At 67.2% G+C, this 21,141-nt stretch carries 21 protein-coding genes; 9 read left to right on the top strand and 12 right to left on the bottom strand.

The window, feature by feature from the left end; genetic code table 11:
- The 7 genes from KXJ60_RS13090 to KXJ60_RS13060 all read left to right on the top strand — a co-directional run.
- Positions 1-498, top strand: a 498-nt coding sequence (locus KXJ60_RS13090; RefSeq protein WP_291128195.1) for a DUF1365 domain-containing protein, incomplete at its 5' end; no start/stop codon positions are given.
- A complete protein-coding gene (locus tag KXJ60_RS13085) occupies positions 495-1,724 on the top strand; it encodes a cyclopropane-fatty-acyl-phospholipid synthase family protein (protein ID WP_291128193.1) in 1,230 nt (409 codons plus the stop codon). The genes KXJ60_RS13090 and KXJ60_RS13085, both read left to right, overlap by 4 nt.
- A gap of 11 nt (positions 1,725-1,735) precedes the next feature.
- On the top strand, positions 1,736-2,305 hold the full coding sequence (locus KXJ60_RS13080) for a chalcone isomerase family protein (RefSeq protein WP_291128192.1): 570 nt from the start codon (positions 1,736-1,738) through the stop codon (positions 2,303-2,305).
- Complete coding sequence (locus KXJ60_RS13075) at positions 2,302-3,624, top strand: MFS transporter (protein ID WP_291128189.1); 1,323 nt, start codon at positions 2,302-2,304, stop codon at positions 3,622-3,624. The genes KXJ60_RS13080 and KXJ60_RS13075 overlap by 4 nt, the downstream gene beginning before the upstream one ends.
- 10 nt (positions 3,625-3,634) lie before the next feature.
- Complete coding sequence (locus tag KXJ60_RS13070) at positions 3,635-4,174, top strand: DUF3833 domain-containing protein (RefSeq protein ID WP_291128186.1); 540 nt, start codon at positions 3,635-3,637, stop codon at positions 4,172-4,174.
- A 77-nt stretch (positions 4,175-4,251) separates the two neighbouring features.
- The gene (locus KXJ60_RS13065; protein WP_291128211.1) at positions 4,252-5,031 is read left to right on the top strand and encodes an SDR family NAD(P)-dependent oxidoreductase; all 780 of its coding nucleotides are present in this window, start codon (positions 4,252-4,254) and stop codon (positions 5,029-5,031) included.
- 6 nt (positions 5,032-5,037) lie between these two features.
- Positions 5,038-5,490, top strand: coding sequence for a nuclear transport factor 2 family protein (locus KXJ60_RS13060; protein ID WP_291128183.1), 453 nt, complete (start codon positions 5,038-5,040; stop codon positions 5,488-5,490).
- A gap of 91 nt (positions 5,491-5,581) precedes the next feature.
- Here the strand turns inward: KXJ60_RS13060 and upp are convergent, their stop codons facing one another.
- From upp to KXJ60_RS13020, 8 genes are all read right to left on the bottom strand, one after another.
- A complete protein-coding gene (gene upp / locus KXJ60_RS13055; RefSeq protein WP_291128180.1) occupies positions 5,582-6,214 on the bottom strand; it encodes a uracil phosphoribosyltransferase in 633 nt (210 codons plus the stop codon).
- 63 nt (positions 6,215-6,277) lie between these two features.
- Complete coding sequence (locus KXJ60_RS13050; protein WP_291128177.1) at positions 6,278-7,165, bottom strand: formate dehydrogenase accessory sulfurtransferase FdhD; 888 nt, start codon at positions 7,163-7,165, stop codon at positions 6,278-6,280.
- Between the two features lie 101 nt (positions 7,166-7,266).
- Positions 7,267-7,653 (bottom strand): hypothetical protein, encoded by a 387-nt coding sequence (locus KXJ60_RS13045; RefSeq protein ID WP_291128175.1) that lies wholly within the window; start codon positions 7,651-7,653, stop codon positions 7,267-7,269.
- Between the two features lie 38 nt (positions 7,654-7,691).
- A complete protein-coding gene (locus KXJ60_RS13040) occupies positions 7,692-8,927 on the bottom strand; it encodes a formate dehydrogenase subunit gamma (RefSeq protein ID WP_291128173.1) in 1,236 nt (411 codons plus the stop codon).
- A gap of 12 nt (positions 8,928-8,939) precedes the next feature.
- Complete coding sequence (locus KXJ60_RS13035) at positions 8,940-9,191, bottom strand: hypothetical protein (protein ID WP_291128170.1); 252 nt, start codon at positions 9,189-9,191, stop codon at positions 8,940-8,942.
- Positions 9,188-9,790 carry a formate dehydrogenase FDH3 subunit beta gene (gene fdh3B, locus KXJ60_RS13030; RefSeq protein ID WP_291128167.1) on the bottom strand — a complete coding sequence of 201 codons (603 nt, stop codon included), beginning with the start codon at positions 9,788-9,790 and terminating at the stop codon, positions 9,188-9,190. Before fdh3B ends, KXJ60_RS13035 begins: the two co-directional genes overlap by 4 nt.
- Positions 9,791-9,805: 15 nt before the next feature.
- A complete protein-coding gene (locus tag KXJ60_RS13025) occupies positions 9,806-12,775 on the bottom strand; it encodes a formate dehydrogenase subunit alpha (protein ID WP_291128165.1) in 2,970 nt (989 codons plus the stop codon).
- 19 nt (positions 12,776-12,794) lie between these two features.
- The gene (locus tag KXJ60_RS13020) at positions 12,795-13,025 is read right to left on the bottom strand and encodes a formate dehydrogenase (RefSeq protein ID WP_291128162.1); all 231 of its coding nucleotides are present in this window, start codon (positions 13,023-13,025) and stop codon (positions 12,795-12,797) included.
- 477 nt (positions 13,026-13,502) lie between these two features.
- Here KXJ60_RS13020 and KXJ60_RS13015 point away from each other — a divergent pair, with 477 nt between their 5' ends.
- Together KXJ60_RS13015 and KXJ60_RS13010 are read left to right on the top strand one after the other, a co-directional pair.
- Positions 13,503-14,879 carry a sigma-54 dependent transcriptional regulator gene (locus tag KXJ60_RS13015; RefSeq protein ID WP_291128159.1) on the top strand — a complete coding sequence of 459 codons (1,377 nt, stop codon included), beginning with the start codon at positions 13,503-13,505 and terminating at the stop codon, positions 14,877-14,879.
- The gene (locus tag KXJ60_RS13010) at positions 14,864-16,999 is read left to right on the top strand and encodes a cache domain-containing protein (RefSeq protein WP_291128157.1); all 2,136 of its coding nucleotides are present in this window, start codon (positions 14,864-14,866) and stop codon (positions 16,997-16,999) included. Before KXJ60_RS13015 ends, KXJ60_RS13010 begins: the two co-directional genes overlap by 16 nt.
- A 36-nt stretch (positions 17,000-17,035) precedes the next feature.
- On the opposite strand, the gene KXJ60_RS13005 is transcribed toward KXJ60_RS13010, so the two are convergent.
- From KXJ60_RS13005 to KXJ60_RS12990, 4 genes are read right to left on the bottom strand one after another with little or no spacing between them, the layout of a single operon-like run.
- Complete coding sequence (locus KXJ60_RS13005; RefSeq protein WP_291128154.1) at positions 17,036-17,653, bottom strand: molecular chaperone TorD family protein; 618 nt, start codon at positions 17,651-17,653, stop codon at positions 17,036-17,038.
- A 13-nt stretch (positions 17,654-17,666) separates the two neighbouring features.
- Positions 17,667-19,769, bottom strand: coding sequence for a 4Fe-4S binding protein (locus KXJ60_RS13000; RefSeq protein WP_291128151.1), 2,103 nt, complete (start codon positions 19,767-19,769; stop codon positions 17,667-17,669).
- Positions 19,696-20,370 carry a DUF3306 domain-containing protein gene (locus tag KXJ60_RS12995; RefSeq protein ID WP_291128147.1) on the bottom strand — a complete coding sequence of 225 codons (675 nt, stop codon included), beginning with the start codon at positions 20,368-20,370 and terminating at the stop codon, positions 19,696-19,698. Before KXJ60_RS12995 ends, KXJ60_RS13000 begins: the two co-directional genes overlap by 74 nt.
- Positions 20,371-20,372: 2 nt before the next feature.
- Positions 20,373-20,990 carry a DUF3305 domain-containing protein gene (locus KXJ60_RS12990; RefSeq protein WP_291128144.1) on the bottom strand — a complete coding sequence of 206 codons (618 nt, stop codon included), beginning with the start codon at positions 20,988-20,990 and terminating at the stop codon, positions 20,373-20,375.
- Between the last annotated feature and the right edge of the window lie 151 nt (positions 20,991-21,141).

The following is a 21,141-nucleotide window of genomic DNA, read 5'->3' as shown; positions in this document are numbered from 1 at the left end:
GTGAGCTTCTGGAACTGCCACCGCGCCGATGGCGCGCTGCGCGCCGGGCTCGCCGAGGTGAACAACACCTTCGGCGAGCGCCACTGCTACTTGCTGGACGCACCTCGCTATGGCCAGCCCTGCGAAGCCACCAAGGTCTTTCACGTATCGCCTTTCTGCCCGGTGCGCGGGCGCTACCGCTTTGTCTTCATGCGCACCGACGACCTCACGCCGCGCACCGTCGCGCGCATCGACTACTTCGACGACGCCACCGACGACGCGCTGCTCAACACCAGCGTGAACGGTGAACTCAGCCCGCTGAACGCGCGCACACTGCGCCGGGCACTGTGGTCGTATCCCGCGATGACTTTTGGCGTGATCGCACGCATTCACTGGCAGGCCGCGCGCCTGTGGATCAAGAAGGCGCCCTTCTTTCGACAGCCGCCAGCGCCTGGCGATTTCGTGACCGCCGCTGTGCCCGCAGCGTCCCCCGTGACCACTCAACCCCGCCACCCATGAACAGCACCACCGCCCGCCACAGCCCCGTCGGATTCGAGCTGCCCCGCAACGCGCCTGCCGCGGCCCGCACCACGCTGCAACTGCTGCAACGCCTCGCGCGCGGCAGCCTCACGCTGCAACTGCCCGATGGCTCGGTGCAGCGCTTCGGTCACGTCGATGGCCCGCACGCCAGCATGAAGCTGCACAACTGGAACGTGTGTGGCGTCGCGCTCAAGTCGGGCGACATCGGTTTTGCCGAGAGCTACATCGCCGGCGACTGGAGCACGCCCAACCTCACGGCGCTGCTCTCGCTGCTGGTGGCCAACCGCCGCGAAGTCGAAGACGTGATCTACGGCTCCTGGCTGGGCCGCCTGGCCTACCGCGTCAAGCATTTGCTCAACCGCAACTCCAAGGCGAACAGCCGCAAGAACATCCACGCGCACTACGACCTGGGCAACCCGTTCTACACGCTGTGGCTCGACGAAACCATGAACTACTCGTCGGCCTGGTTTGAAACCGCCGACCAGTCCATCGAATCGGCGCAACACGCCAAGGTGCGCCGCGCGCTGCGCCTGGCCCACGTGCAGCCGGGCGACCGTGTGCTGGAGATCGGCTGCGGCTGGGGCGCGCTGGCCGAGAAGGCCACCACCGAGTTCGACGCCTCCGTCGTCGGCGTCACCTTGTCCACCGAGCAGCTGGCCTACGCGCAGCAGCGCATGGAGAAAATCGGTCGAGGCGACCGCGCCGACCTGCGCCTGCAGGACTACCGCGACATCGACGATGCGCCCTTTGACGCCATCTGCTCGATCGAAATGGTGGAGGCGGTGGGCCGCGAGTACTGGCCGACCTACTTCCAGACCGTCTCGCGCCTGCTCAAGCCGGGTGGCCGCGCGTGCATCCAGAGCATCGTGATCGACGATGCGCACTTCGAGCGCTACATCAAGGGCACCGACTTCATCCAGCAGTACATCTTCCCGGGCGGCTGCCTGCCGTGCCCGCGCGAGTTTCGCGCCCAGGCCGCGCAAGCGGGCCTGGAGGTGGTGGACGAATTCGCCTTTGGCCAGGACTACGCGCGCACGCTGGGCATCTGGCGCGAGCGGTTCCTGCACGAGCAGGAGCAGGTATTGCAGCTGGGCTTCGACCAGCGCTTCCTGCGCATCTGGGAGTTCTACCTCGCGTACTGCGAAGCGGCGTTCGAGCAGAACAACATCGACGTCGTGCAGTACACGCTGCGCAAACCGGCCTGAGCGTGCACACCATGCGCCGACTGTCCCTCTCCCTCGTTCTGTTGCTCCTGTGCAGTCTGGCGGGCATGCCCGCCAGCGCGCAGACCGCCGCGCCCGAACCCACGCTGGGCGCGGCGCTCCAGAACCTCGGCAAGGTGGGCACGGCGCGCCTGCGCTACTGGGGCTTCGACGTGTACGACGCCAACCTGTACGCGCCCGCGGGCTTTGACCCCCAACGCTTCGAAGCCCAGCGCTTTGGTCTGGAGCTGAGTTACCTGCGCAGCTTCAAGGGCGCGGACATCGCCGAGCGCTCCATCGACGAAATGAAGGGCCAGGCCGCGCTCGATCCCGCACAAGCGCAGCTCTGGCTGGCCGCGATGGGCGCGCTGTTCCCCGACGTCAAGCGCGGCGACCGCATCACCGGCGTGCACGCGCCCGGCAGCGGCGCGCGTTTCTACCTCAACGACAAGTGGCTGGGCGAAATCGCCGACGACGCCTTCTCCCGCCGCTTCTTCGGCATCTGGCTTTCGCCCAAGACCTCGCAACCGCGCATGCGGGAAGAACTGGTGCAGTCCGTAAGCGGTGCGCCGCGCGCGCCATGAGCGAGCCCGCGGCCCGGTTCATCGGCCCGGGCGCGTGGCGCCACGGCCTGCGCTACGGGCTGCTCGGCCTGCCACTGGCCTTCGTGGCGCTGCCGCTGTACGTGATCCTGCCCAACCACTACGCGCGCGACTTCGGCGCGCCGCTGGCCTTGCTCGGTGCCGTGCTGCTGATGGCGCGGCTGATCGACGCGGTGCTGGACCCCTGGATCGGCCGCTGGTGTGACCGGTGGTTTGCACGCTCGCCGCTATCGGTGCTGCGCGCCTCGGCGATGGCCGCGGTGGTGCTGGCGTTGGGCTTGTGGGGGCTGCTCTTCCCGCCGCTACCGGTGCGCAGCGCAGGCACCGCTGCGCTGCTGACCTGGGCTGGCGTGGTGATGGCCGTGACGTACACCGCCTACAGCGTGATGGCGGTGGCACACCAGGCGTGGGGCGCTCGCCTGGGTGGCAATGAAACGCAGCGCAGCCGCGTGGTGGCCTGGCGCGAAGGCCTGGCGCTGGTGGGCGTGCTCACCGCCGCGGTGCTCCCGGGCACGCTCGGCCTGGGCGCCACCGTGAGCGCCTTTGCCCTTCTGCTCGCCCTGGGCTGGTGGGCGTGGAGCCGCAGCACGCCTCCCCTGGCGTCGTCTTCTGGCGCACCCGTCACGCGCTTGGGTGCCTCGCCTCTGCGCCAGCCCGCATTCCTGCGCCTGCTCGCGGTGTTTGTGATCAACGGCACCGCCAGCGCCGTGCCCGCCACGCTGGTGCTCTTCTTCGTGCAAGACCGTTTGCAGGCACCCGCCACCGTCGAACCGGCGTTTCTGGCCATCTACTTCCTCTGTGCGGCGCTCTCCATCCCGCTGTGGGTGCGGGTCGTGGCCCGGCTGGGGCTGGCACGCACCTGGCTGGTGGGCATGGGCCTGTCGGTGGCGGTGTTCGTGTGGGCCGCCACGCTGGGCACCGGCGACGTGGTGCCCTTCCTCATCGTGTGTGCGCTCTCGGGCATCGCTCTCGGCACCGACCTCACGCTGCCCAGCGCACTGCTCGCCGGACTCATCGGCCAGCTCGGCGAACGCGGCCAGCGCGAAGGCGCTTACTTCGGCTGGTGGAACTTCGCCACCAAGCTCAACCTAGCGCTGGCCGCCGGCCTGGCGCTGCCCTTGCTCGCCCTCTTTGGCTACACGCCCGGCGCGCGCGACCCCGCCGCGCTGCAGACGCTCACCGTCGCTTACTGCCTGCTGCCCTGCGTGCTCAAGCTGCTCGCCGGTGGCGCCCTCTACACGCTGGTGATCCGCCCGGAGAAGCGCCAGCTTGCCCTGTCCTCGCCCGTTTCCACGAACTGAAAGACTTCCCATGCAAAGACGCCTCCTGCTCACCGCTGGCCTCGCCGCCACCGCCGCCCTCTCTGGCTGCGCCTCGCCGCAGGTGGCGCAATACGCCGGCGAAAAACCCGTGCTCGATCTGCGCACGTACTTCAACGGCACGATCGATGCCTATGGCGTCTTCACCGACCGCTCCGGCGCGGTGATCAAGCGTTTCACCGTGGTCATGCGCTGCAGCTGGAACGGCGATGACGGCGTGCTCGACGAAGACTTCATCTACTCCGACGGCACGACACAGAAGCGCATCTGGCGCATGAAGCACCTGGGCAACGGCAAATACAGCGGCACAGCCGACGACGTGGTGGGCACCGCGCTGGGCGAACAGCAGGGCAACGCCTTTCGCTGGGGTTACACGCTGCTGCAACCGGTGGACGGCAAGGTTTACGAGGTGCAGTTCGACGACTGGATGTACCTCATGAATGACCGCGTCATGCTCAACAAGGCGACGATGAGCAAGTTCGGCATCCGGCTGGGCGACGTCACCCTGTCGTTTGTGAAGCGTCCATCATGAACACACCGCGCGCCTTCGTCGACACACCCGCACCCGCATCGAAGGCCGCCACGCGCGGCTTCTCGCTGTTCAGCCCCATGAACCCCGCCATCACCGACTGGCGCGGGCTGCGCGTGTGGCTGGTGGGTGCGTCCAGCGGCATCGGCGAAGCCACGGCCTCTGCGCTGCACGCGTTGGGCGCACAGGTGCTGGTCTCGGCCCGCAAGGCCGACGCGCTGCAAGCCTTCGTGGCCGCCCACCCTGCGCAGAACGGCGCGGCCGCACAAGCCTGGCCGCTCGACGTGACCGACGCCGCCGCCGTCACGCGCACCGCGCGCGAGATCCTCGCGCAAGGTCCGCTGGACATGGTGGTGTATTGCGCCGGCCACTACCGCGAGATGCGGGCCACCGACATGGACATGGCCGACCTCAAGCGCCACCTCGACATCAACTACATCGGTGCACTGCACGTGCTCGACGCCGTGCTGCCGACCATGACGGCGCGTGGTCGCGGGCACATCAGCCTCATCAGCAGCGTGGCCGGTTTCCGCGGGCTGCCCAAGAGCCTCGCCTACGGTCCCACCAAGGCGGCGCTGACCAACCTCGCCGAGACGCTGTACCTCGACCTGCAACCCCTCGGGCTGGGCGTGAGCGTGGTGCACCCCGGCTTCGTGCAGACGCCCCTGACCGCGCAGAACGACTTCACCATGCCGGCACTCATCACGCCACCGCAGGCCGCGCAGGCGATGGTGGCCGGCTGGGAGCATGGGGCGTTTGACATCCACTACCCCAAGCGCTTCACGCGCTGGATGAAACTGCTGCGGCTGCTGCCCTACCGCACCTACTTCCCGGCGGTGCGCCGCTTCACCGGGCTGTAAGCGCACATGCAAACCGAAAGCCCTGACACCCGCGCCGCCATCGACCGCCTCTGCGTCTGGTTCGAATCGCTCTCCCCCGCGTCACTCGGCCGACTCGGCGAGTTCTACACGCCACAGGCCCGATTCAAGGACCCGTTCAACGAAGTGGTGGGCGTCAGCGCCATCGAGCACATCTTCGAGCACATGTTCGAGAGCCTGCACGAGCCGCGCTTCGTGGTGACCGACCGCGTGGTCGACGGCGCGCAGTGCTTTCTGGTGTGGGAGTTCCGCTTTCGCTTCAAACGCTTCGACACCGTGACCACCCAGGTGGTGCGCGGCGGCTCCCACCTGCGCCTGGCACCCGACGGCCGCGTGACCGATCACCGCGACTACTGGGACGCCGCTGAAGAGCTGTATGAGAAATTGCCGGTGCTGGGCGGCTTGATGCGTTGGCTGAAGAAGCGCGCGAACGAACGGTAGTCATTCCAGAACAGCGCGGAACCGGCTTTGCCGGGCCGCTGCTGTTGCCCCCTGGGGGGTGACGCGCCGCCGGCGCGGCGCGGGGGTGGGCCTACTTCGTGCCGAAGATCCGGTCGCCCGCGTCGCCCAGGCCCGGCACGATGTAGCCGTGGTCGTTCAGGCCACGGTCCACCGCCGGGGTGTACACCGGCACGTCGGGGTGGGCGTCGTGGAAGGTCTTGATGCCTTCGGGGCAGGTCACCAGGCAGACGAAGCGGATCGAGCGCGGGCCGGTCTTCTTCAAGCGGTCCACGGCGGCCACGGCCGAATTGCCGGTCGCCAGCATGGGGTCGAGCACGATCACGTCGCGCTCTTGCATGTCTTGCGGCATCTTGAAGTAGTACTCCACCGCCTTGAGCGTGGCCGGGTCGCGGTAGAGGCCGATGTGGCCCACGCGCGCGCCGGGAATCACCTGCAGCATGCCATCCAGAAATCCGTTGCCCGCGCGCAGGATGGAGGCCAGCACCACCTTCTTGCCGTCGATCACGCGAGACGTCATCTTCTCCAGCGGGGTCTCGATCTCGATCTCCTGCATGGGCATGTCGCGTGTGATCTCGTAGGCGAGCAAGGCGCTGAGTTCGTGCACGAGCTCGCGAAAGCTCTTCGTGCTGGTGTCCTTGCGGCGCATCAGCGTGAGCTTGTGCTGCACCAGGGGGTGGTCAATAACGTGGACTTCTCGGCTCATGGGCGAATCTCTCGGCAAAAAAAGTGAACCGAGTTTATGCCCGAACCTGCCGCCAGGGCAGGCTCAGGAAGGGCTCGCGGCGCGCTCGCGCGCGACGGGTGCGGCGGAGGGAATGGCGTCGAGCTCGAGCCGCTGCGGGTTGGCATAGCACAGGAAGCGCTGGTGGGTGGCGCGGCCAATGGCGCACAGGCCCACGCGCTCGGCCACGTCCAGCCCCATCTGCGTGATGCCGCTGCGCGAGATGACCACCGCCACGCCCATCTGGGCCGACTTGATCACCATCTCGCTGGTCAGGCGGCCGGTGGTGTAGAAAATTTTCTCGCTGGAGGATTGCGACCCGTTCGAGCGGTCGAGCGTGGGGGCGGGGTTCATGGCCATCCAGCCCGCGATGGTGTCCACCGCGTTGTGGCGGCCCACGTCTTCCACAAAGAGCTGCAGCGCTTCGCCATGGAAGAGCGCGCAGGCGTGCACCGAACCGGCCGACTTGTAGGTGCTCTCCTTGAGCCGGATCGCATTGACGATGGCATAGAGCTCCGACTGCTTCAGCCCCGCTTCGGCTGGCAGGCGAATGGTGTCGATCTCGTCCATGAGGTGGCCAAACACGCTGCCCTGCCCGCAGCCGGTGGTGACCACGCGCCGGGAAGTGCGTTCCTCGATGCGGTCAATGCCCTGGCGGGTTTTCACCGACGCGGCGTTGACCTCCCAGTCCACCGTGATCGACTCGACTTCGTTCACCGACGCGATCAGGCGCTGGTTGAGCAGGTAGCCCAGCACCAGCCATTCGGGGTGTGCGCCCAGGGTCATGAGCGTGACGAGCTCGCGCTTGTCCACGTACACCGTGAGGTCGCGCTCGGCGGGAATGGAGATGGTCTCGCGCGCGCCGTGCTCGTTAATGACCTCGATCGCTCGGGTCAGGGGCGCGCGCGCCTGGGTCAGTTGGGGCAAGGGCATGGACGAAGACTACCGCATGAAAAGGGCCGCCACCCGGAGGTGCGGCCCTTGGGAGGCTGGCGCGAGGGGGTATCTGCAGACACCCCGTCGCCAGCGCGCGCTCACTTCTTGGCAGGGGTGGCGGCGCCGGCCGGTGCCTGGCTGCTGGGCGGGCTCACCGCGGTGGCGGCGGGCGAATGGGCGCCCGCGGCTTCTGCAGGCTTGGGTGGGACGTAAGCAAAGGGACCCGGGTCGGTGCAGGCGGGAGCCCCCGCTGCGGCGGGCTTGACCGATTTGCCCGTCATCGCGGCGGTCTTGAAGTAATTGCTGGCGGCCTTGTCCATGTAGACGCACAGTTTGTAGGCGTCGACCTTGGCGGACCAGGCGGTCTTTGCGGCTGCTTCGGCGGCCTTGGCCTTGGCCTCTTCGGTGGGCGCAGGCGGCGCGGGCAGCTTGGCGTGGGCCGCGAAGGCCGCCAGCAGGGTCAGGCACAGGAGGCTGCGTTTCATGGGGATCGTCCTTGTCGTCTCTTGTGGTTCTTGGGGCATCAGGCCTTCACGGCGTTCGAGGCCTCGGCAGCGGCAACGGCGTCGATGGGGCCGGGGCTGCGCTGCGCCGGGATCTTGCCGGCCTTGATGTCGTCGTGCCAGAGCTGGTGGTGCTCCTTCGCCCAGGTCTCGTCGACGTAGCCGGTCTTCATGGCCTTGTAAGCGCCCTTCATGCCGATGGTGCCCAGGTAAATGTGGCCCATGAACAGCGCCATCATGAGCACCGCGGCGCTGGCGTGGATCATGTGCGCGACCTGCATGTTGCCGCGGGTGTAGTCCACCGTGGGCAGCAGCTTGTCGAGGAACAGGCCGGAGCCCACCACGATCAAGCCGAAGAAGAACACGCCAGCCCAGAACACCACCTTTTCACCCGCGTTGAAGCGGTGCGAAGGCACCTCCACGCCGCTGAACAGGCCGCCGCCCTTGAGCAGCCACTGGATGTCTTCCTTGGCGGGCAGGTTGTCTTTCACAAACGTGACGATCACCACCAGCAGCGACACCGCAAACAGCGGCCCTGCAAAGTTGTGCAGGTTCTTCAGCGCGTAGGTCAGCCAGCCGAACAGCGTGCTGCCGATGATGGGCAGCAGGAAGAACTTGCCGAACGCCATCACGATGCCGGAGATCGCCAGCGCCACGAAGGCAATCGCGTTGACCCAGTGTGCGGCGCGCTCGAAGTAGGTGAAACGCTCGATCACACGGCCGGTGGGTGCCCCATGCGTCGGGATCGAACCCTTGGCCGCATAGAACAGGCCGATGGCCACCAGCACGATCAGCAGCACCGAACCACCGTACGGAATGATCCAGTTGTTGCGCACCTGGCGCCAGGCTTCACCGGCGTTGGTCAGGCGCGAACCGGGGTAGTTCACGAAGGGCTGGATCAGGTTGCCGGCTTCGGGGTACGGCAGGCTGGAGTAGCCCGTCACGCCCTTGCCCACGTCGCGCCACATGGGCGCGTTGTTGCCCGGCTGGACCTTGCCTCGCTCGGCGTTGGTCTGCTCGCTGTATTTCGGGTCCTTGCTGGCGTCGGGCGCGATCTCGAAGATGTTGGCGCCGCGAATGCCACCCACCTGGCCATTGGCCGGCGCAGAGGCGCCGGCGGGCGCCGGGTCGTCCTGCGCGGGCTCGACCTTGAGGGCCTGGGCGTTGGCCCAGCCGGCGCTGATCGCCAGCAAAGCCGCCGACCAGAACACGGGCGATGCCACGCGGCGCATGCCTTGTATCAGGTGCCTGTACATGGTGTTGCGGCCTTATTTGCTGTTGCCCATGCGGGTGTAGTCGTTTTGCCCGTATTGCGCGCGCGCCTTAAGCTGCTGCTCCCAGCTGCCCTTGTCGCCGGCCTTCCAGCCGGTGTTGGCGTACTGGCTGGAGCCCACGCCCTGGTACGGCGCGTTGTCCTGCTTGACGCCGGCGCCATTGACTTCCTGTGGCTTCTCGCCGCAGGCAGCGAGGGCCAGCAGGCTGGCCGCGATGGCCGCGCTGAGTGTGAGGCGGCGCATCATGACTTGGTCCCTTGTGCGGTGCCGTAGGCCGTGCCCCAGCCCCAGACTTCGGCGCCCTTGCCACGTTGCAGCACGCGGTTGCGGAAGATGTCGGCCACCACGTCGCCGTCACCGGCAAGCAGGGCCTTGGTCGAGCACATCTCGGCGCAGGCCGGCAGCTTGCCTTCGGCCAGGCGGTTGCGTCCGTATTTCTCGAATTCGTTCTGGCTACCGTGGGCTTCGGGGCCGCCGGCGCAGAAAGTGCACTTGTCCATCTTGCCGCGCACACCAAAGGTGCCTTGCGACGGGAACTGGGGTGCGCCGAACGGGCAGGCATAGGAGCAGTAGCCGCAGCCAATGCACACGTCCTTGTCGTGCAACACCACACCTTCGTCGGTGCGGTAGAAGCAGTTGACCGGGCAGACCGCCATGCAAGGTGCGTCGCTGCAGTGCATGCACGCCACCGAGATCGACTTCTCGCCGGGCACGCCATCGTTGAGGGTGACCACGCGGCGGCGGTTCACGCCCCACGGGACTTCGTGCTCGTTCTTGCAAGCGGTGACGCAGCCGTTGCACTCAATGCAGCGCTCGGCGTCACAGATGAATTTCATTCGTGCCATGTGGTGCTCCTGGTCTTATGCTTTTTCGACGTTGCAGATCGTCGTTTTGGTTTCCTGCATCATCGTCACGATGTCGTAGCCATACGTGGTGGCGGTGTTCACCGCCTCGCCGCGCACGATGGGGAAGGCACCGTCGGGGTAGAAGGGCTTCATGTCCTGGCCTTGCCAGCGACCGGAGAAGTGGAACGGCAGGAAGACGGTGTCCGGGCCCACGCGGGGTGTCACCAGCGCTTGCACATTGATGCGCGCGCCCGTGGGGCTGCTCACCCACACACGCTCGCCGTTGCGGATGCCTCGCGACGCTGCCGTCTCCGGGTTGAGCTCGACGAACATTTCCTGCTGCAGCTCCGCCAGCCAGGGGTTGGAACGCGTTTCCTCGCCACCACCCTCGTACTCGACCAAGCGGCCCGAGGTCATGATCAGCGGGAATTTCTCGTACAGCTTGTCGTCCACGTTCTTCTTCTGCAGCGACTTGTACAGAATGGGCAGGCGCCAGCGGGTCTTCTGGTCGTCGTGGCTGGGGTACTTGGCCACCAGATCCGGGCGGGTGCCGTAAATCGGCTCGCGGTGCTGGGGCACGGCGTCGGGGAAGTTCCACACCACGGCACGGGCCTTGGCGTTGCCAAACGGGTGGCAGCCGTGGGCCATGGCCACGCGGATGATGGCGCCGGTCGGATCGGTCTTCCAGTTCTTGCCCTCGGCCTTGGCCTTTTCGGCGTCGGAGAGGTCGTCCCACCAGCCCAGCTTCTTCAGCAGCACGTGGTCGAACTCGGGGTAACCGGTGGTGATCTCTGCACCCACCGAGTGCGAGCCGTCTTCGGCCAGCAGGCTCTTGCCCTCACGCTCCACGCCGAAGTTGGCGCGGAAGTTGCCGCCGCCGTCCATCACGTGTTTGGAGGTGTCGTACAGGTTGGGCGAGCCGGGGTGCTTGATTTCCGGGGTGCCGAAGCAGGGCCAGGGCAGACCGAAGTAATCGCCGGTCATGTCGTAACCGGTTTCCTTGTCGACCACCTTGCCCTTGGCCTTGAGCGTCTTCACGTCGAAGGCGTTCATGTTGCGCATGTGCGCCTTGAGGCGCTCCGGGCTCTGGCCGGTGTAGCCAATGGTCCAGACCGACTTGTTGATCTCGCGCAGGATGTCCTCAGGCACGGGCTCGTCCATGCCCTTGACCTTCTGCATCTTGTAGTTCTTGCTGAGCTCGGTGGCGAAGCCAAGTTTTTCAGCGAACTGATGCATGATCATGTGGTCGCTGCGGCTCTCCCACAGCGGCTCGATCACTTTCTCGCGCCACTGGATCGACCGGTTGGATGCCGTGCACGAACCGCTGGTTTCGAACTGCGTGGCCGCCGGCAGCAGATACACCGCGCGGTTGGGGTTGAGGTCTTCGGCCTTGCCTGGCATGGCCGCCATCGAAGCGGTGGCCGAGGGGTACGGGTCCACCACCACCAGCAGGTCCAGCTTGTCCATGGCGCGCTTCATCTCCAGACCACGGGTCTGTGAGTTCGGCGCATGGCCCCAGAAGAACACGCCGCGCAGGTTCGGGCCCTGGTCGATCAGTTCGTTGTTCTCGAGCACGCCGTCGATCCAGCGCGACACCGTGATGCCGGGCTTCTCCATGGTGCCTTCGGCGTACTGCTTCTTGATCCACTCGTAGTCCACGCCCCAGGTCGCGGCGAAGTGCTTCCACGAGCCAGCGGCCAGGCCGTAGTAGCCGGGCAGCGAATCGGGGTTGGGACCGACGTCGGTTGCGCCCTGCACGTTGTCGTGGCCACGGAAGATGTTGGTGCCGCCACCGCTCTTGCCGATGTTGCCCAGCGCCAGCTGCAGGATGCAAGAGGCACGCACCATGGCGTTGCCGATGGTGTGCTGCGTCTGGCCCATGCACCAAACGATGGTGGCCGGCTTGGCTTCCGCCAGCATCTTGGCGACCTTGAGCATCTGCTCTTCCTTGACGCCACAGGCTTCTTCCACCGCGGCGGGCGTCCACTTGGCCATCACGTCGGCCTTGACCGCTTCCATGCCGTACACGCGGTCGTTGATGTACTTCTTGTCTTCCCAGCCGTTCTTGAACACGTGGTACAGGATGCCGAAGAGGAACGGGATGTCGGTGCCCGAGCGGATGCGCACGTACTCGTCGGCCTTGGCGGCGGTGCGGGTGAAGCGCGGGTCCACCACGATCATCTTGCAGCCGGTTTCCTTGGCGTGCAGCATGTGCAGCATGGACACCGGGTGCGCTTCGGCGGCGTTCGAGCCGATGTACAACGCGCACTTGCTGTTCTGCATGTCGTTGTACGAGTTCGTCATGGCGCCGTAGCCCCATGTGTTGGCCACGCCGGCCACGGTGGTGGAGTGGCAGATGCGCGCCTGGTGGTCGCAGTTGTTGGTGCCCCAGAAGCTCACGAACTTGCGCAGCAGGTACGCCTGCTCGTTGTTGTGCTTGGATGAGCCGATGAAGTACACCGAGTCGGGCCCGCTGGCCTCGCGCAGCTCCTTCATCTTGGCGGTGATCTCGTTGAGCGCCACGTCCCAGCTGATGCGCTGGTACTTGCCGTTCACCAGCTTCATGGGGTAGCGCAGGCGGTATTCGCCGTGGCCGTGCTCGCGCAGGGCAGCGCCCTTGGCGCAGTGCGCGCCGAGGTTGATGGGGGAGTCGAACACCGGCTCCTGGCGCACCCAGACGCCGTTTTCCACGATGGCGTCGGTCGCACAACCCACCGAGCAGTGGGTGCAGACGGTGCGTTTGACTTCAATCTTGCCGGTGCCGTCGATGGACTTGCCGGAGGCCGCTTCGGCTTTCTTCACCAGCGTGAGCTGGCTGGCGGCAAGGCCCACACCCACGCCCAGGCCCGAGCGGCGCAGGAAGGCGCGGCGGTCCATGGTGGGCAGGGCAGACGAGAGACCGCGCTGCAGGTTGTGCACGAGAGCGGAGGCCGACGACGCGCGCACGCCGTGGGCCACCGAAGAGGTTTTTTTGGTCAGCAACATGGGGGGAGCTCCTGTTCGCTCAGATGCGGGTGGTCTGGTAGTACTGCTTGACGTGATCGCTCAGCGAGTAGCCACCGCCCTTGACAGGCGCTGGTTTGGGCTCGACCGCAGCCGTTTCTTCAGGTGCCACGCGCGGGATCAGCGTGGCGGCCGCGGCCAGGGCGCCCACGGTGGATGCGCCGGCAAACAGGGTGCGGCGCTTCAGGCTCGGGCGGGACTCTTCAGACGGGTTTCGTGGGGACTTGTTCATGCATGTCTCCTGTTGGTACCGGCCGCGCATCACAACATGCGGGCCTTTTGCATACGTGGAATCTAACCGCCCGCCACCACCTATGCAAGCCACTCATAGGCCGGCGCCCTCCCGGGAAATGCGAGCCGTTCTCATCCTTCAATGCCGCACCGCAGCATGCTCATATGCTCCCGATTTCATAGCCAGAACCGTGCCATGTTTTGAGCACGGGCCGAGACGGTCCCGCCCCGCGAAGACAAAACACGCGCTCCCCCTGCAACGACGGGGTGCAGCGCGGCGCCACTGCATGGCCACCTCAGGGATAACCCCTGCCACTTATTCATCACTTGGCACGGACTGCGCCAAGCTGTCTTCCAACGGTGCGACAAGTTGTCGCAAGGCCGCGTGCGCAGAGCGCCCCGCAACCCCGCGCGCAAGCGTCAGGAATGCGCCAATACCCCAGTGTTTTCGTCAGCTTCCTCCGTAGAATGCCCGCGGGTGGAAACCTCATTTCTTCCCCCTTCTCCCGAACGCGCCCTGGAGGGTTGGCCCGACTGGTCGATCCTGATCGTCGACGACGAGCAGGGCATGCTCAACTTCCTCGTCAAGACCCTCGCCCCCCGCTGCCATTTCGTGATGAGCGCCTCCAGCGCGGAGGACGGTGCCCAGTGGCTGCGCGGCCACCACGTGGACCTTGTGATCCTGGACATTTCGCTGCCAGGCAAAAGCGGCGTGGTCTGGCTCAAGGAGTTGCGCGAACAGGGCTTCACGGGCGAGGTGATCCTGATCACCGCGTTCGCCGACCTGGACACCGCCATCGAAGCGCTGCGCGCGGGCGCCTCCGACTTCATCCTCAAGCCGTTTCGTGTCCCGCAGATCCTCAACGCGGTGAAGCACTGCTACGAACGCTCGCGCCTTCGGCGCGAGAACTTCGTGCTGCGCCGCGCCGTCACCAGCACGCCGGGGCGTGGCGCGCTGGTGGGCAGCTCGGCGGCCATGCAGCAGCTGCGCGGGTCGATTGCGCGCGTCGCGCCGGTCAACAGCACCGTGCTGCTGCAGGGCGAGTCGGGCACCGGCAAGGAACTGGTGGCGCGCGAGCTGCACGCGAACAGCAGCCGCGCCAGCGGCCCGTTCGTGCCGGTGAACTGTGCGGCGGTCTCGCCCGAGCTGATCGAGAGCGAGCTGTTCGGCCACGCCAAGGGCGCGTTCACCGGCGCCACCCGCGCGCGCGACGGCCTGTTTCATTACGCCCAGGGCGGCACGCTGTTCCTCGACGAAATCGCCGAGCTGCCCTTGCCCATTCAGGCCACGCTGTTGCGCGCGATTGAAGACCTCAACATCCGGCCGGTGGGCAGCGAGCAGCTGGTGCCGCTGAACCTGCGCATCGTGGCTGCCACCAACCGCCAGCTCAGCCACGAGGTGGAAGCCGGGCGTTTCCGCAAAGACCTGTACTTCCGCCTGCAGGTGGTCGACCTCACCCTGCCCCCGCTGCGCGAGCACAAGGACGACATAGCCGAGCTCGTGGCGCACTTCATCGCGCAGCTGGCGCCGTCGCTGGGCGTGGAGCCGCTCACCCTGAGCGAGCAGGAGATGGACTTCCTGCGCCAGTACGACTGGCCAGGCAATGTGCGCGAGCTGCGCAACCTGATCGAGCGCTCGCTGATCCTGGGCGGCCTCACCGTCTCGGCGCTCTACCCAGGCCAGCCCCGCCGGCCCGACACCAGCGCCAGCCCCACCGACCTGCACACGCTGGAGAAGATGCACATCCTCTCCGTGCTCGACTCGGTGCAGGGCGACAAGACCCGTGCAGCGCAGTTGCTGGGCGTCTCGCGCCGCACGCTGGAGCGGCGCGTGGCCGAATGGAACAGCCTGTGACATCACCCGCGCCGCGCCTGGCCTGGCGCACGCCCGGCTGGCTGGCCGGCTCGGTTCGCAACAAGCTGCTGGCCATGGCGCTGCTGCCCTTGCTGGTGGCGTTTCCCATGCTGGTGATTGCGCTGGCGCTGTGGGGCAATGTGGCGTACGACCGGCTGCTCATCACCAAAGTGCGCAGCGACCTCGCGGTGGCGCACGGGTACTTCGAGCAGGTGCTCAGCGAGGTGGGCTCCGGCACGCTCGGTGTGGCCGGCTCGCAGGCGCTGTATGCCGCCTTGCGCCCTGGCGGCGGCGCACCGCGTGGCGGCCTCAACGAGCAACTCGCACTGGCGCGCGAACGGCTGTCGCTCGACTTCCTGCTGCTGTACGACCCGCTGGGCAAACCGCTGGCGCGCGCCGTGCCCTCGGGCCTGAGCCGTGGCGATGCCAGCACACCCATCGGGCTCATGCCGCAAGCCTTGGGTGGCGCGCTGCAGGCGGCCCGCAACGACTCCCGCGCACGTCTGCTGCTGCTGGAGCCCGATGCGCTGGAAGCCCTTGCGCCCCACCTGGCGCCGCGCCTGCGCATTCCGCTGGTGGCCACGCGCAACGCCGCGCCCGCCACGCGCGAAACCGAGCACCGCGCCATGGTCATGCTGGCCACGCACCCGGTGCGCGACACGTCCGGCCAGACCATCGCGGTGCTGGCCGGTGGTCTGCTGCTGAACCAGAACCTCGATTTCATCGACCACATCAACCGCATCGTCTACCCCGAAGGCGCGCTGCCCTTCGGCAGCCAGGGCACGGCCACGCTGTTCATGGACGACGTGCGCATCACCACCAACGTGCGGCTGTTCCAGGACCAGCGCGCCATCGGCACGCGCGTGTCGCAAACGGTGCGCGACGCCGTGCTCGGCCGGGGCCAGACCTGGCTGGACCGCGCCTTCGTGGTCAACGACTGGTACGTCTCGGCCTACCAGCCGCTGCTCGACGCCAACGACCAGCGCATCGGCATGCTCTACGTGGGCTACCTGGAAGCGCCCTTTCGCCTCGTGCGCTACGCCATGCTGGGTGCGATGGGGCTGATCTTCCTGGGCGTGATGGCGCTCTCGGCGTGGTTCTCGCTGCGCTGGGCGCGCAGCATTTTTCTGCCCGTGCAACGCATGAACCGCACCATGCAACTGGTGGAAGAAGGCCAGTCGCAGGCGCGCGTGGGCCAGCTGGCGGCGCGCGACGAACTGGGTGCGCTGGCCGGGCACCTGGACGAGCTGCTGGATGTGATCGACGACAAGACCAGCGCGCTGCGCCGCTGGGGCGAGGAGCTGGACCACAAGGTGGCCGAGCGCACACGCGAGCTGGAGGCCAGCAACGCGTCGCTGCAGATGGCGCAACAGCAACTGGTGAAGAGCGAGAAGCTGGCCGCCATCGGGCAGTTGACCGCCAGCATCGCGCACGAGATCAACAACCCGATTGCGGTGATGCAGGGCAACCTCGACCTGATGCGCGAGACGCTGGGCGTGGCGGGCGAGCCGGTGAAGTCGGAGCTCAAGCTGCTGGACGAACAGGTCGAGCGCATGCGCATCATCGTCACGCAGCTGCTGCAATACGCAAGGCCCACCGAATACGCGGGCTATGTGGAGACGCTGGACATCAACCGCACCGTGCACGACTGCCTGGTGCTCGTCGGGCATCTGCTCGCGCAGACGAGCATTGCGGTGCAGCAAGACCTGCAGGCCTCACGCCGCGCGGGTTGCAACCGGCAGGAGCTGCAACAGGTGATCATCAACCTGCTGATCAACGCCATCCAGGCCATGCCCGAGGGCGGCACGCTGCGGCTGGAGACGCGCGACTGGGCGGACGAACAAGGCCGCGTGGGCGTGCGCTTGTGCGTGCTTGACAGCGGCAGCGGGCTTTCACCCGAGGTGCTCGAGCGCCTCTTCCGGCCCTTCTTCACCACCAAGAACGATGGCAACGGCCTGGGCCTGTGGATCAGCCAGGGGTTGGTGGAACGCTACGGCGGCCACATCACGGCGGGGAACCGGCCAGCTGAGAAGGGCGCTGCGTTTTGCGTGGCCCTGCTGACGGAGCCGCAGGCGCCGGATGCGGCTTCAACGCGAGACGGCAGACCCGGGGCGCTTTGACGCGCTGCATGACGCCGCGCGACGCGGCGCCACCGGTCACGTCAGCATGTCAAAGCCCTGCGCCTCCACGTTGACGAACGCCCGGGTGAAGCCAGCCAGCGCGGCATAGAAGCGCGCGCGGTGGTGCGCGGCAATGGCATCGCACATCTGCAGCACCCACGGCTGCAGGTGGGTGGTGAAAAACTTTTGCTGCTGGGTGAGGTTGGCCACCGTCACGTCGTCGCCCGCGATCAGGTAGCGCATGACCTCGCACAGGTAGGCCACGTGGTCCTCGGTCTCGGGCATCGCCTCGTCGCGCGCCAGACCCAGCGCGGCCAGGTCGTTGCGCAGCGCCGCCAGCGGCTTTTCGTTCAGGAAGCCGCTCAGGTAGTGCGAGCCGAACACATACACCTCGGGCTTGCCCACGCCGCCAAACAGGGCGTCGTATTCGGTGGCCACCTCGTCGTCGCTCAGCGCACGCGCGGCGGCGACCACCTCGCGCCAGGGCTCTTCAAGAAAGCCGCCCGCCGCAGGCGCTTCCGTGACGGCCACGCGCAGCTGCGCCATCAACTCGGTCGAGGGTGGCGCGTAGTACAGCGCGGCCAGCAGGCCATACACCTCGGCGCGGGCGGTTTCTTCGTCCAGGGCAGAGGAGACAGGAATGGCGTTGTTCATGGCGGTGTGCGGTTCAGAGATCGGTGATGCGGGACTCGCCCGGATTGGAATAGAGGTCCACCACGCGGCAGTCGCCACACATTTTCAGGCGCTCCAGCGCTTCGCCCTGGAACATCGAGTGTCCCGCGAGCTTGCCCAGCATCATCTCGATGCCCTTGAGCGTGCCAAAAGGTTTGGCGCAGCGGATGCAGTGGTAGGGCTGCGCCTCGTTGAGCACACGCAGCTGCTTGCGTTGTTCGCCCAGCAGCAGGCGCGGCTGCAGCGTGATCGCGTCTTCCGGGCAGGTGCTGGCGCACAGGCCGCACTGCACGCAGTTCTTTTCAATGAAGCGCAGCTGCGGACGCTCGGTGTTGTCCTGCAAGGCGCTGGCCGGGCAGGCGCTCACGCAGCTCAGGCAAAGGGTGCAGGCGTCCTTGTTGACGTTGATGGCACCCAGCAGCGAAGCGCCAGGCAGTGCGATGGCCTCCGCCGGTGCGCGTTGGGCCGCGCTGTCTTGCAACAGGTGATCGAGCGCGAGCTCGACCGTGGCGCGCTTCTCGCCCTGAATGGCAAAGGTGCCGCGGCGCTTGACGGTCTGCGCGGGCGCATCGGCCAGCGCGGCCTCCAGGGCCTTGGCGTCGCGCGCCTCGATCAGGCGGAAGTGGCGCCCGCTGTAGCCCAGGCCGCTGACGATGGCCTGCGCCACCGCCATCTGTTCGCGCACCGCGTCGCGGTATTGCGGCGCTTCTTCGCCGGTCATCAGCACCCACACCTGCGAGGCGCCATAGGCAAAGGCCGAGAGCCACACGTCCAGACCGATGGAGGCGGTGTGCCACAGCGGCATGGGGATGACGCGCGCCGGCAGCCCGCGCGCGCCCTTGGGCTGGAGCGATGCCGAGCGGCCCGCCTCGTGGACAAGCGCTGCGCCAGCCACTTCACTGTGCAGCAGCAGCGCTGCGTCTTTGCCACCGGCCTTCGCGTAGGTGGCCAGCAGGGTGCGCAGCTTCACGCCCTGCTCGCTGGCGCGCGGGTACGCATACGTCAGCGCGCCGGTGGGGCACACCGTGGTGCACGCACCGCAGCCCACGCACAGGTTGGGGTTGACCACGATCTGGTTGCGCTGCACGTCGCTGCGAATGGCCAGGGCCGAGCAGATCTCGACGCAGGCGTTGCAGCCCACGGTTTCGTTGCGGCCGTGCGCGCACAGCTTCTGCTTGTAGTTGAAGAACTTCGGTTTCTCGAACTCGCCCACCAGCTCGCGCAGCTGCATGAGCGTGGCCAGCGCCGCGTCGGCCCGCAAGCCACCCGGCAGGTGAAAGTAGCCCTGCGGATGGGCGTGCTGGGTGAATGCGGGCGCCTCGCGCAGGTCGAGCACGATGTCAAAGCGCTCGGTGTGCTCCTGGGCGTCGCGCTGGAAGTTGATGGCACCCACCGCGTCGCAGGCTTTCACGCAGGCGCGGTGGCTCTGGCACTTGCTCATGTCGATCTGGTAGTCCAGGCCGATGGCGTCTTCCGGGCAGGCCGACAGGCAGGCGTTGCAGCGGGTGCACAGGTCCAGGTCAATCGGGTTGTTCGTCTGCCACTGCACGTCAAACGCGCCGAGCCAGCCCTGCACGTGCTGCAGCTCGCCGGCCATCACGGGGTAGCGGCGCGCCTGCATGCCGGCGCCGCCGGTGCTCATGAGGCTGACCTCCAGCACATCGGCCACGCGCTCGGCGATGGCCTCGCTCTGGTCGAGCGCGCCAATGATCAGCAGGCGTCCGGCGCTCTTGTAGGTGACGGTGGGCACGGGCTCGGCGTCGGGCAGGCGCGCGGCGGCCAGCAGCGCGGCCATCTTCGGGCTGGCCTGCGCGCCCTCGCGGCTCCAGCCACCGGTTTCTCGGATGTTCACGAAACGGATCGGGCGCACATCCAGCGACACCGCACCCTCGGTCTGGTCCGAGAGTTCGGTGAAGAGGCGGCTCTCCTGCGTGCAGGCCACCACCAGTTCGTCGCTGCTGCGGCAGGCTTTCTGGAAGGCGGGCGCGTCGCGGCGGCACAGCGAGGTGTGCAGGGTCAGGTCTTCATCCAGCGCGTCGCTCAGTACCCGGGGGTTGAGCGTCATCGTCTGGTTGCAGTTGCAGATCAGCGTGGTCATCGTGGGGAGGTTCCGTTGGTTCGGAATCGGTGGGGTCTTGGGCGGTGGCCACGCCGTCGTGGTCGCGCGGCTGAGGGGTGTCGGTGAGAGGTTCGGCGCTCGCTGGCGCTGCCGGGCCTTGCGCCGCAGCAAGGGCGGCGGGCGGCGGCTCGTTGGGGTCGTCCACCAGCTTGAGGAACTGCGCACCCACCATCTTGGCCACTTCAAGCGGCGACAGCGGGCTGGGCTTGGAGTAGTCGTCGATGTAGATGTCGAGCCCGTCCATCACGTTGTAGTGCGGGTCGGTGAAGAGCTTCTTCACGGCGGCGTTGCGCACGTTGGCGGGCACATCGCGCGCCACAAACGCGGCGTAGTCGGACTCGGGCGTGAGGCGGGCCACGTCGTCCAGGGTGAGCTGTGGAGGGGGCTCGGGCGGGGCTTCGGCTGGCGCGGCGGGAACTGCAGGTGCAGCGGGTGCAGCCACGGCAGCGGGCGTGACCGCGGCCGCGACCGGTGCGGCGGCGGCAGGCGCAGGCGGCTCGGCGGGCAGCGGCTCGCCAGTGCGCACCTGCGCCTTGCGCCGCGACCAGCGCGAGAAAAAGCCGTCGTCTTCCTGGGCCATGGTCAGCGCCCGGGCGGCCCGCCGCCGCGCAGCTTCTCGGTGCTGATGCGCACGGGCTGGCCAAAGCGGTCGGTCAGGGGTTTGAAGCTGTCGGGGCGCTTGCGGCGCTTGGGCTCGGGCTGGTAGGTGGTGTCCACAAAACCGCGCAGCCACGCCACCACCTCGTCGGGCGCGGGCACCTGGTCCACGCGTTCCTGCGCATCGAGCCAGCGGCCCGCGTCGTGGTAGCTCAGCGTGACGATCTGTGGCACCGCCATGGGCTCGCCGTCGAGCAGGCGCGCCTCGTCCGCACGCCAGAACACCCAGAAGCAGGGACCGGGGCTGTTGAGGTTGAGAAAGTAGCCCTCGGCGTCGTCGCGAAACAGCTCGACCCGGTAGCGCGGGAACAGCCAGTGCGTGGACTGCGCGTCGGCGGTGCTGGCGTCCAGCGGCTCCACGGCTTGTGGTTCGTGTGGTTCGTCGGGCGGCTGCTCGCCCGTGTCTTCGGGCTCGCTGCGCACCATCACGTCGGCCAGCACCCAGCGCCAGGCCTGCCAGCGGCTCATCGGCCCACTCACCGGCTCGCGGCGCATGACGACATCGACCTCGATGGCAGGGCGTTGACGGGGGGCGCTCGACATATGTTCAATCTTCATAGGAAGACCGCAATGTAAGCCATCCCCCCGGGGGTAGCCCACCGCGAGCCGCATCTCCCCGCCGCCCACTGCGGCTTGGAAGGGGAAACCCTGACAAAACCGCACGACAGAAAAGGCCGCAGAACCAGGACACCGA

This window comes from Hydrogenophaga sp. (assembly GCF_019264445.1).
In the GTDB taxonomy this organism is placed as follows: domain Bacteria; phylum Pseudomonadota; class Gammaproteobacteria; order Burkholderiales; family Burkholderiaceae_C; genus Hydrogenophaga.
This window is presented reverse-complemented; position numbering and strand designations above follow the sequence as displayed.

What these genes read in the sequence shown, in the direction of transcription:
- KXJ60_RS13005 (WP_291128154.1), bottom strand. Translation starts at nt 17,653, where the DNA reads ATGAACAACGCCATTCCTGTCTCCTCTGCCCTGGACGAAGAAACCGCC.
- KXJ60_RS13045 (WP_291128175.1), bottom strand. Translation starts at nt 7,653, where the DNA reads ATGAAACGCAGCCTCCTGTGCCTGACCCTGCTGGCGGCCTTCGCGGCC.
- KXJ60_RS13085 (WP_291128193.1), top strand. Translation starts at nt 495, where the DNA reads ATGAACAGCACCACCGCCCGCCACAGCCCCGTCGGATTCGAGCTGCCC.
- KXJ60_RS12995 (WP_291128147.1), bottom strand. Translation starts at nt 20,370, where the DNA reads ATGGCCCAGGAAGACGACGGCTTTTTCTCGCGCTGGTCGCGGCGCAAG.
- KXJ60_RS13060 (WP_291128183.1), top strand. Translation starts at nt 5,038, where the DNA reads ATGCAAACCGAAAGCCCTGACACCCGCGCCGCCATCGACCGCCTCTGC.
- upp (WP_291128180.1), bottom strand. Translation starts at nt 6,214, where the DNA reads ATGAGCCGAGAAGTCCACGTTATTGACCACCCCCTGGTGCAGCACAAG.
- KXJ60_RS13025 (WP_291128165.1), bottom strand. Translation starts at nt 12,775, where the DNA reads ATGTTGCTGACCAAAAAAACCTCTTCGGTGGCCCACGGCGTGCGCGCG.
- KXJ60_RS13035 (WP_291128170.1), bottom strand. Translation starts at nt 9,191, where the DNA reads ATGATGCGCCGCCTCACACTCAGCGCGGCCATCGCGGCCAGCCTGCTG.
- KXJ60_RS13020 (WP_291128162.1), bottom strand. Translation starts at nt 13,025, where the DNA reads ATGAACAAGTCCCCACGAAACCCGTCTGAAGAGTCCCGCCCGAGCCTG.
- KXJ60_RS13075 (WP_291128189.1), top strand. Translation starts at nt 2,302, where the DNA reads ATGAGCGAGCCCGCGGCCCGGTTCATCGGCCCGGGCGCGTGGCGCCAC.
- KXJ60_RS13070 (WP_291128186.1), top strand. Translation starts at nt 3,635, where the DNA reads ATGCAAAGACGCCTCCTGCTCACCGCTGGCCTCGCCGCCACCGCCGCC.
- KXJ60_RS13010 (WP_291128157.1), top strand. Translation starts at nt 14,864, where the DNA reads ATGGAACAGCCTGTGACATCACCCGCGCCGCGCCTGGCCTGGCGCACG.
- fdh3B (WP_291128167.1), bottom strand. Translation starts at nt 9,790, where the DNA reads ATGGCACGAATGAAATTCATCTGTGACGCCGAGCGCTGCATTGAGTGC.
- KXJ60_RS13080 (WP_291128192.1), top strand. Translation starts at nt 1,736, where the DNA reads ATGCGCCGACTGTCCCTCTCCCTCGTTCTGTTGCTCCTGTGCAGTCTG.
- KXJ60_RS13000 (WP_291128151.1), bottom strand. Translation starts at nt 19,769, where the DNA reads ATGACCACGCTGATCTGCAACTGCAACCAGACGATGACGCTCAACCCC.
- KXJ60_RS12990 (WP_291128144.1), bottom strand. Translation starts at nt 20,990, where the DNA reads ATGTCGAGCGCCCCCCGTCAACGCCCTGCCATCGAGGTCGATGTCGTC.
- KXJ60_RS13040 (WP_291128173.1), bottom strand. Translation starts at nt 8,927, where the DNA reads ATGTACAGGCACCTGATACAAGGCATGCGCCGCGTGGCATCGCCCGTG.
- KXJ60_RS13050 (WP_291128177.1), bottom strand. Translation starts at nt 7,165, where the DNA reads ATGCCCTTGCCCCAACTGACCCAGGCGCGCGCGCCCCTGACCCGAGCG.
- KXJ60_RS13065 (WP_291128211.1), top strand. Translation starts at nt 4,252, where the DNA reads ATGAACCCCGCCATCACCGACTGGCGCGGGCTGCGCGTGTGGCTGGTG.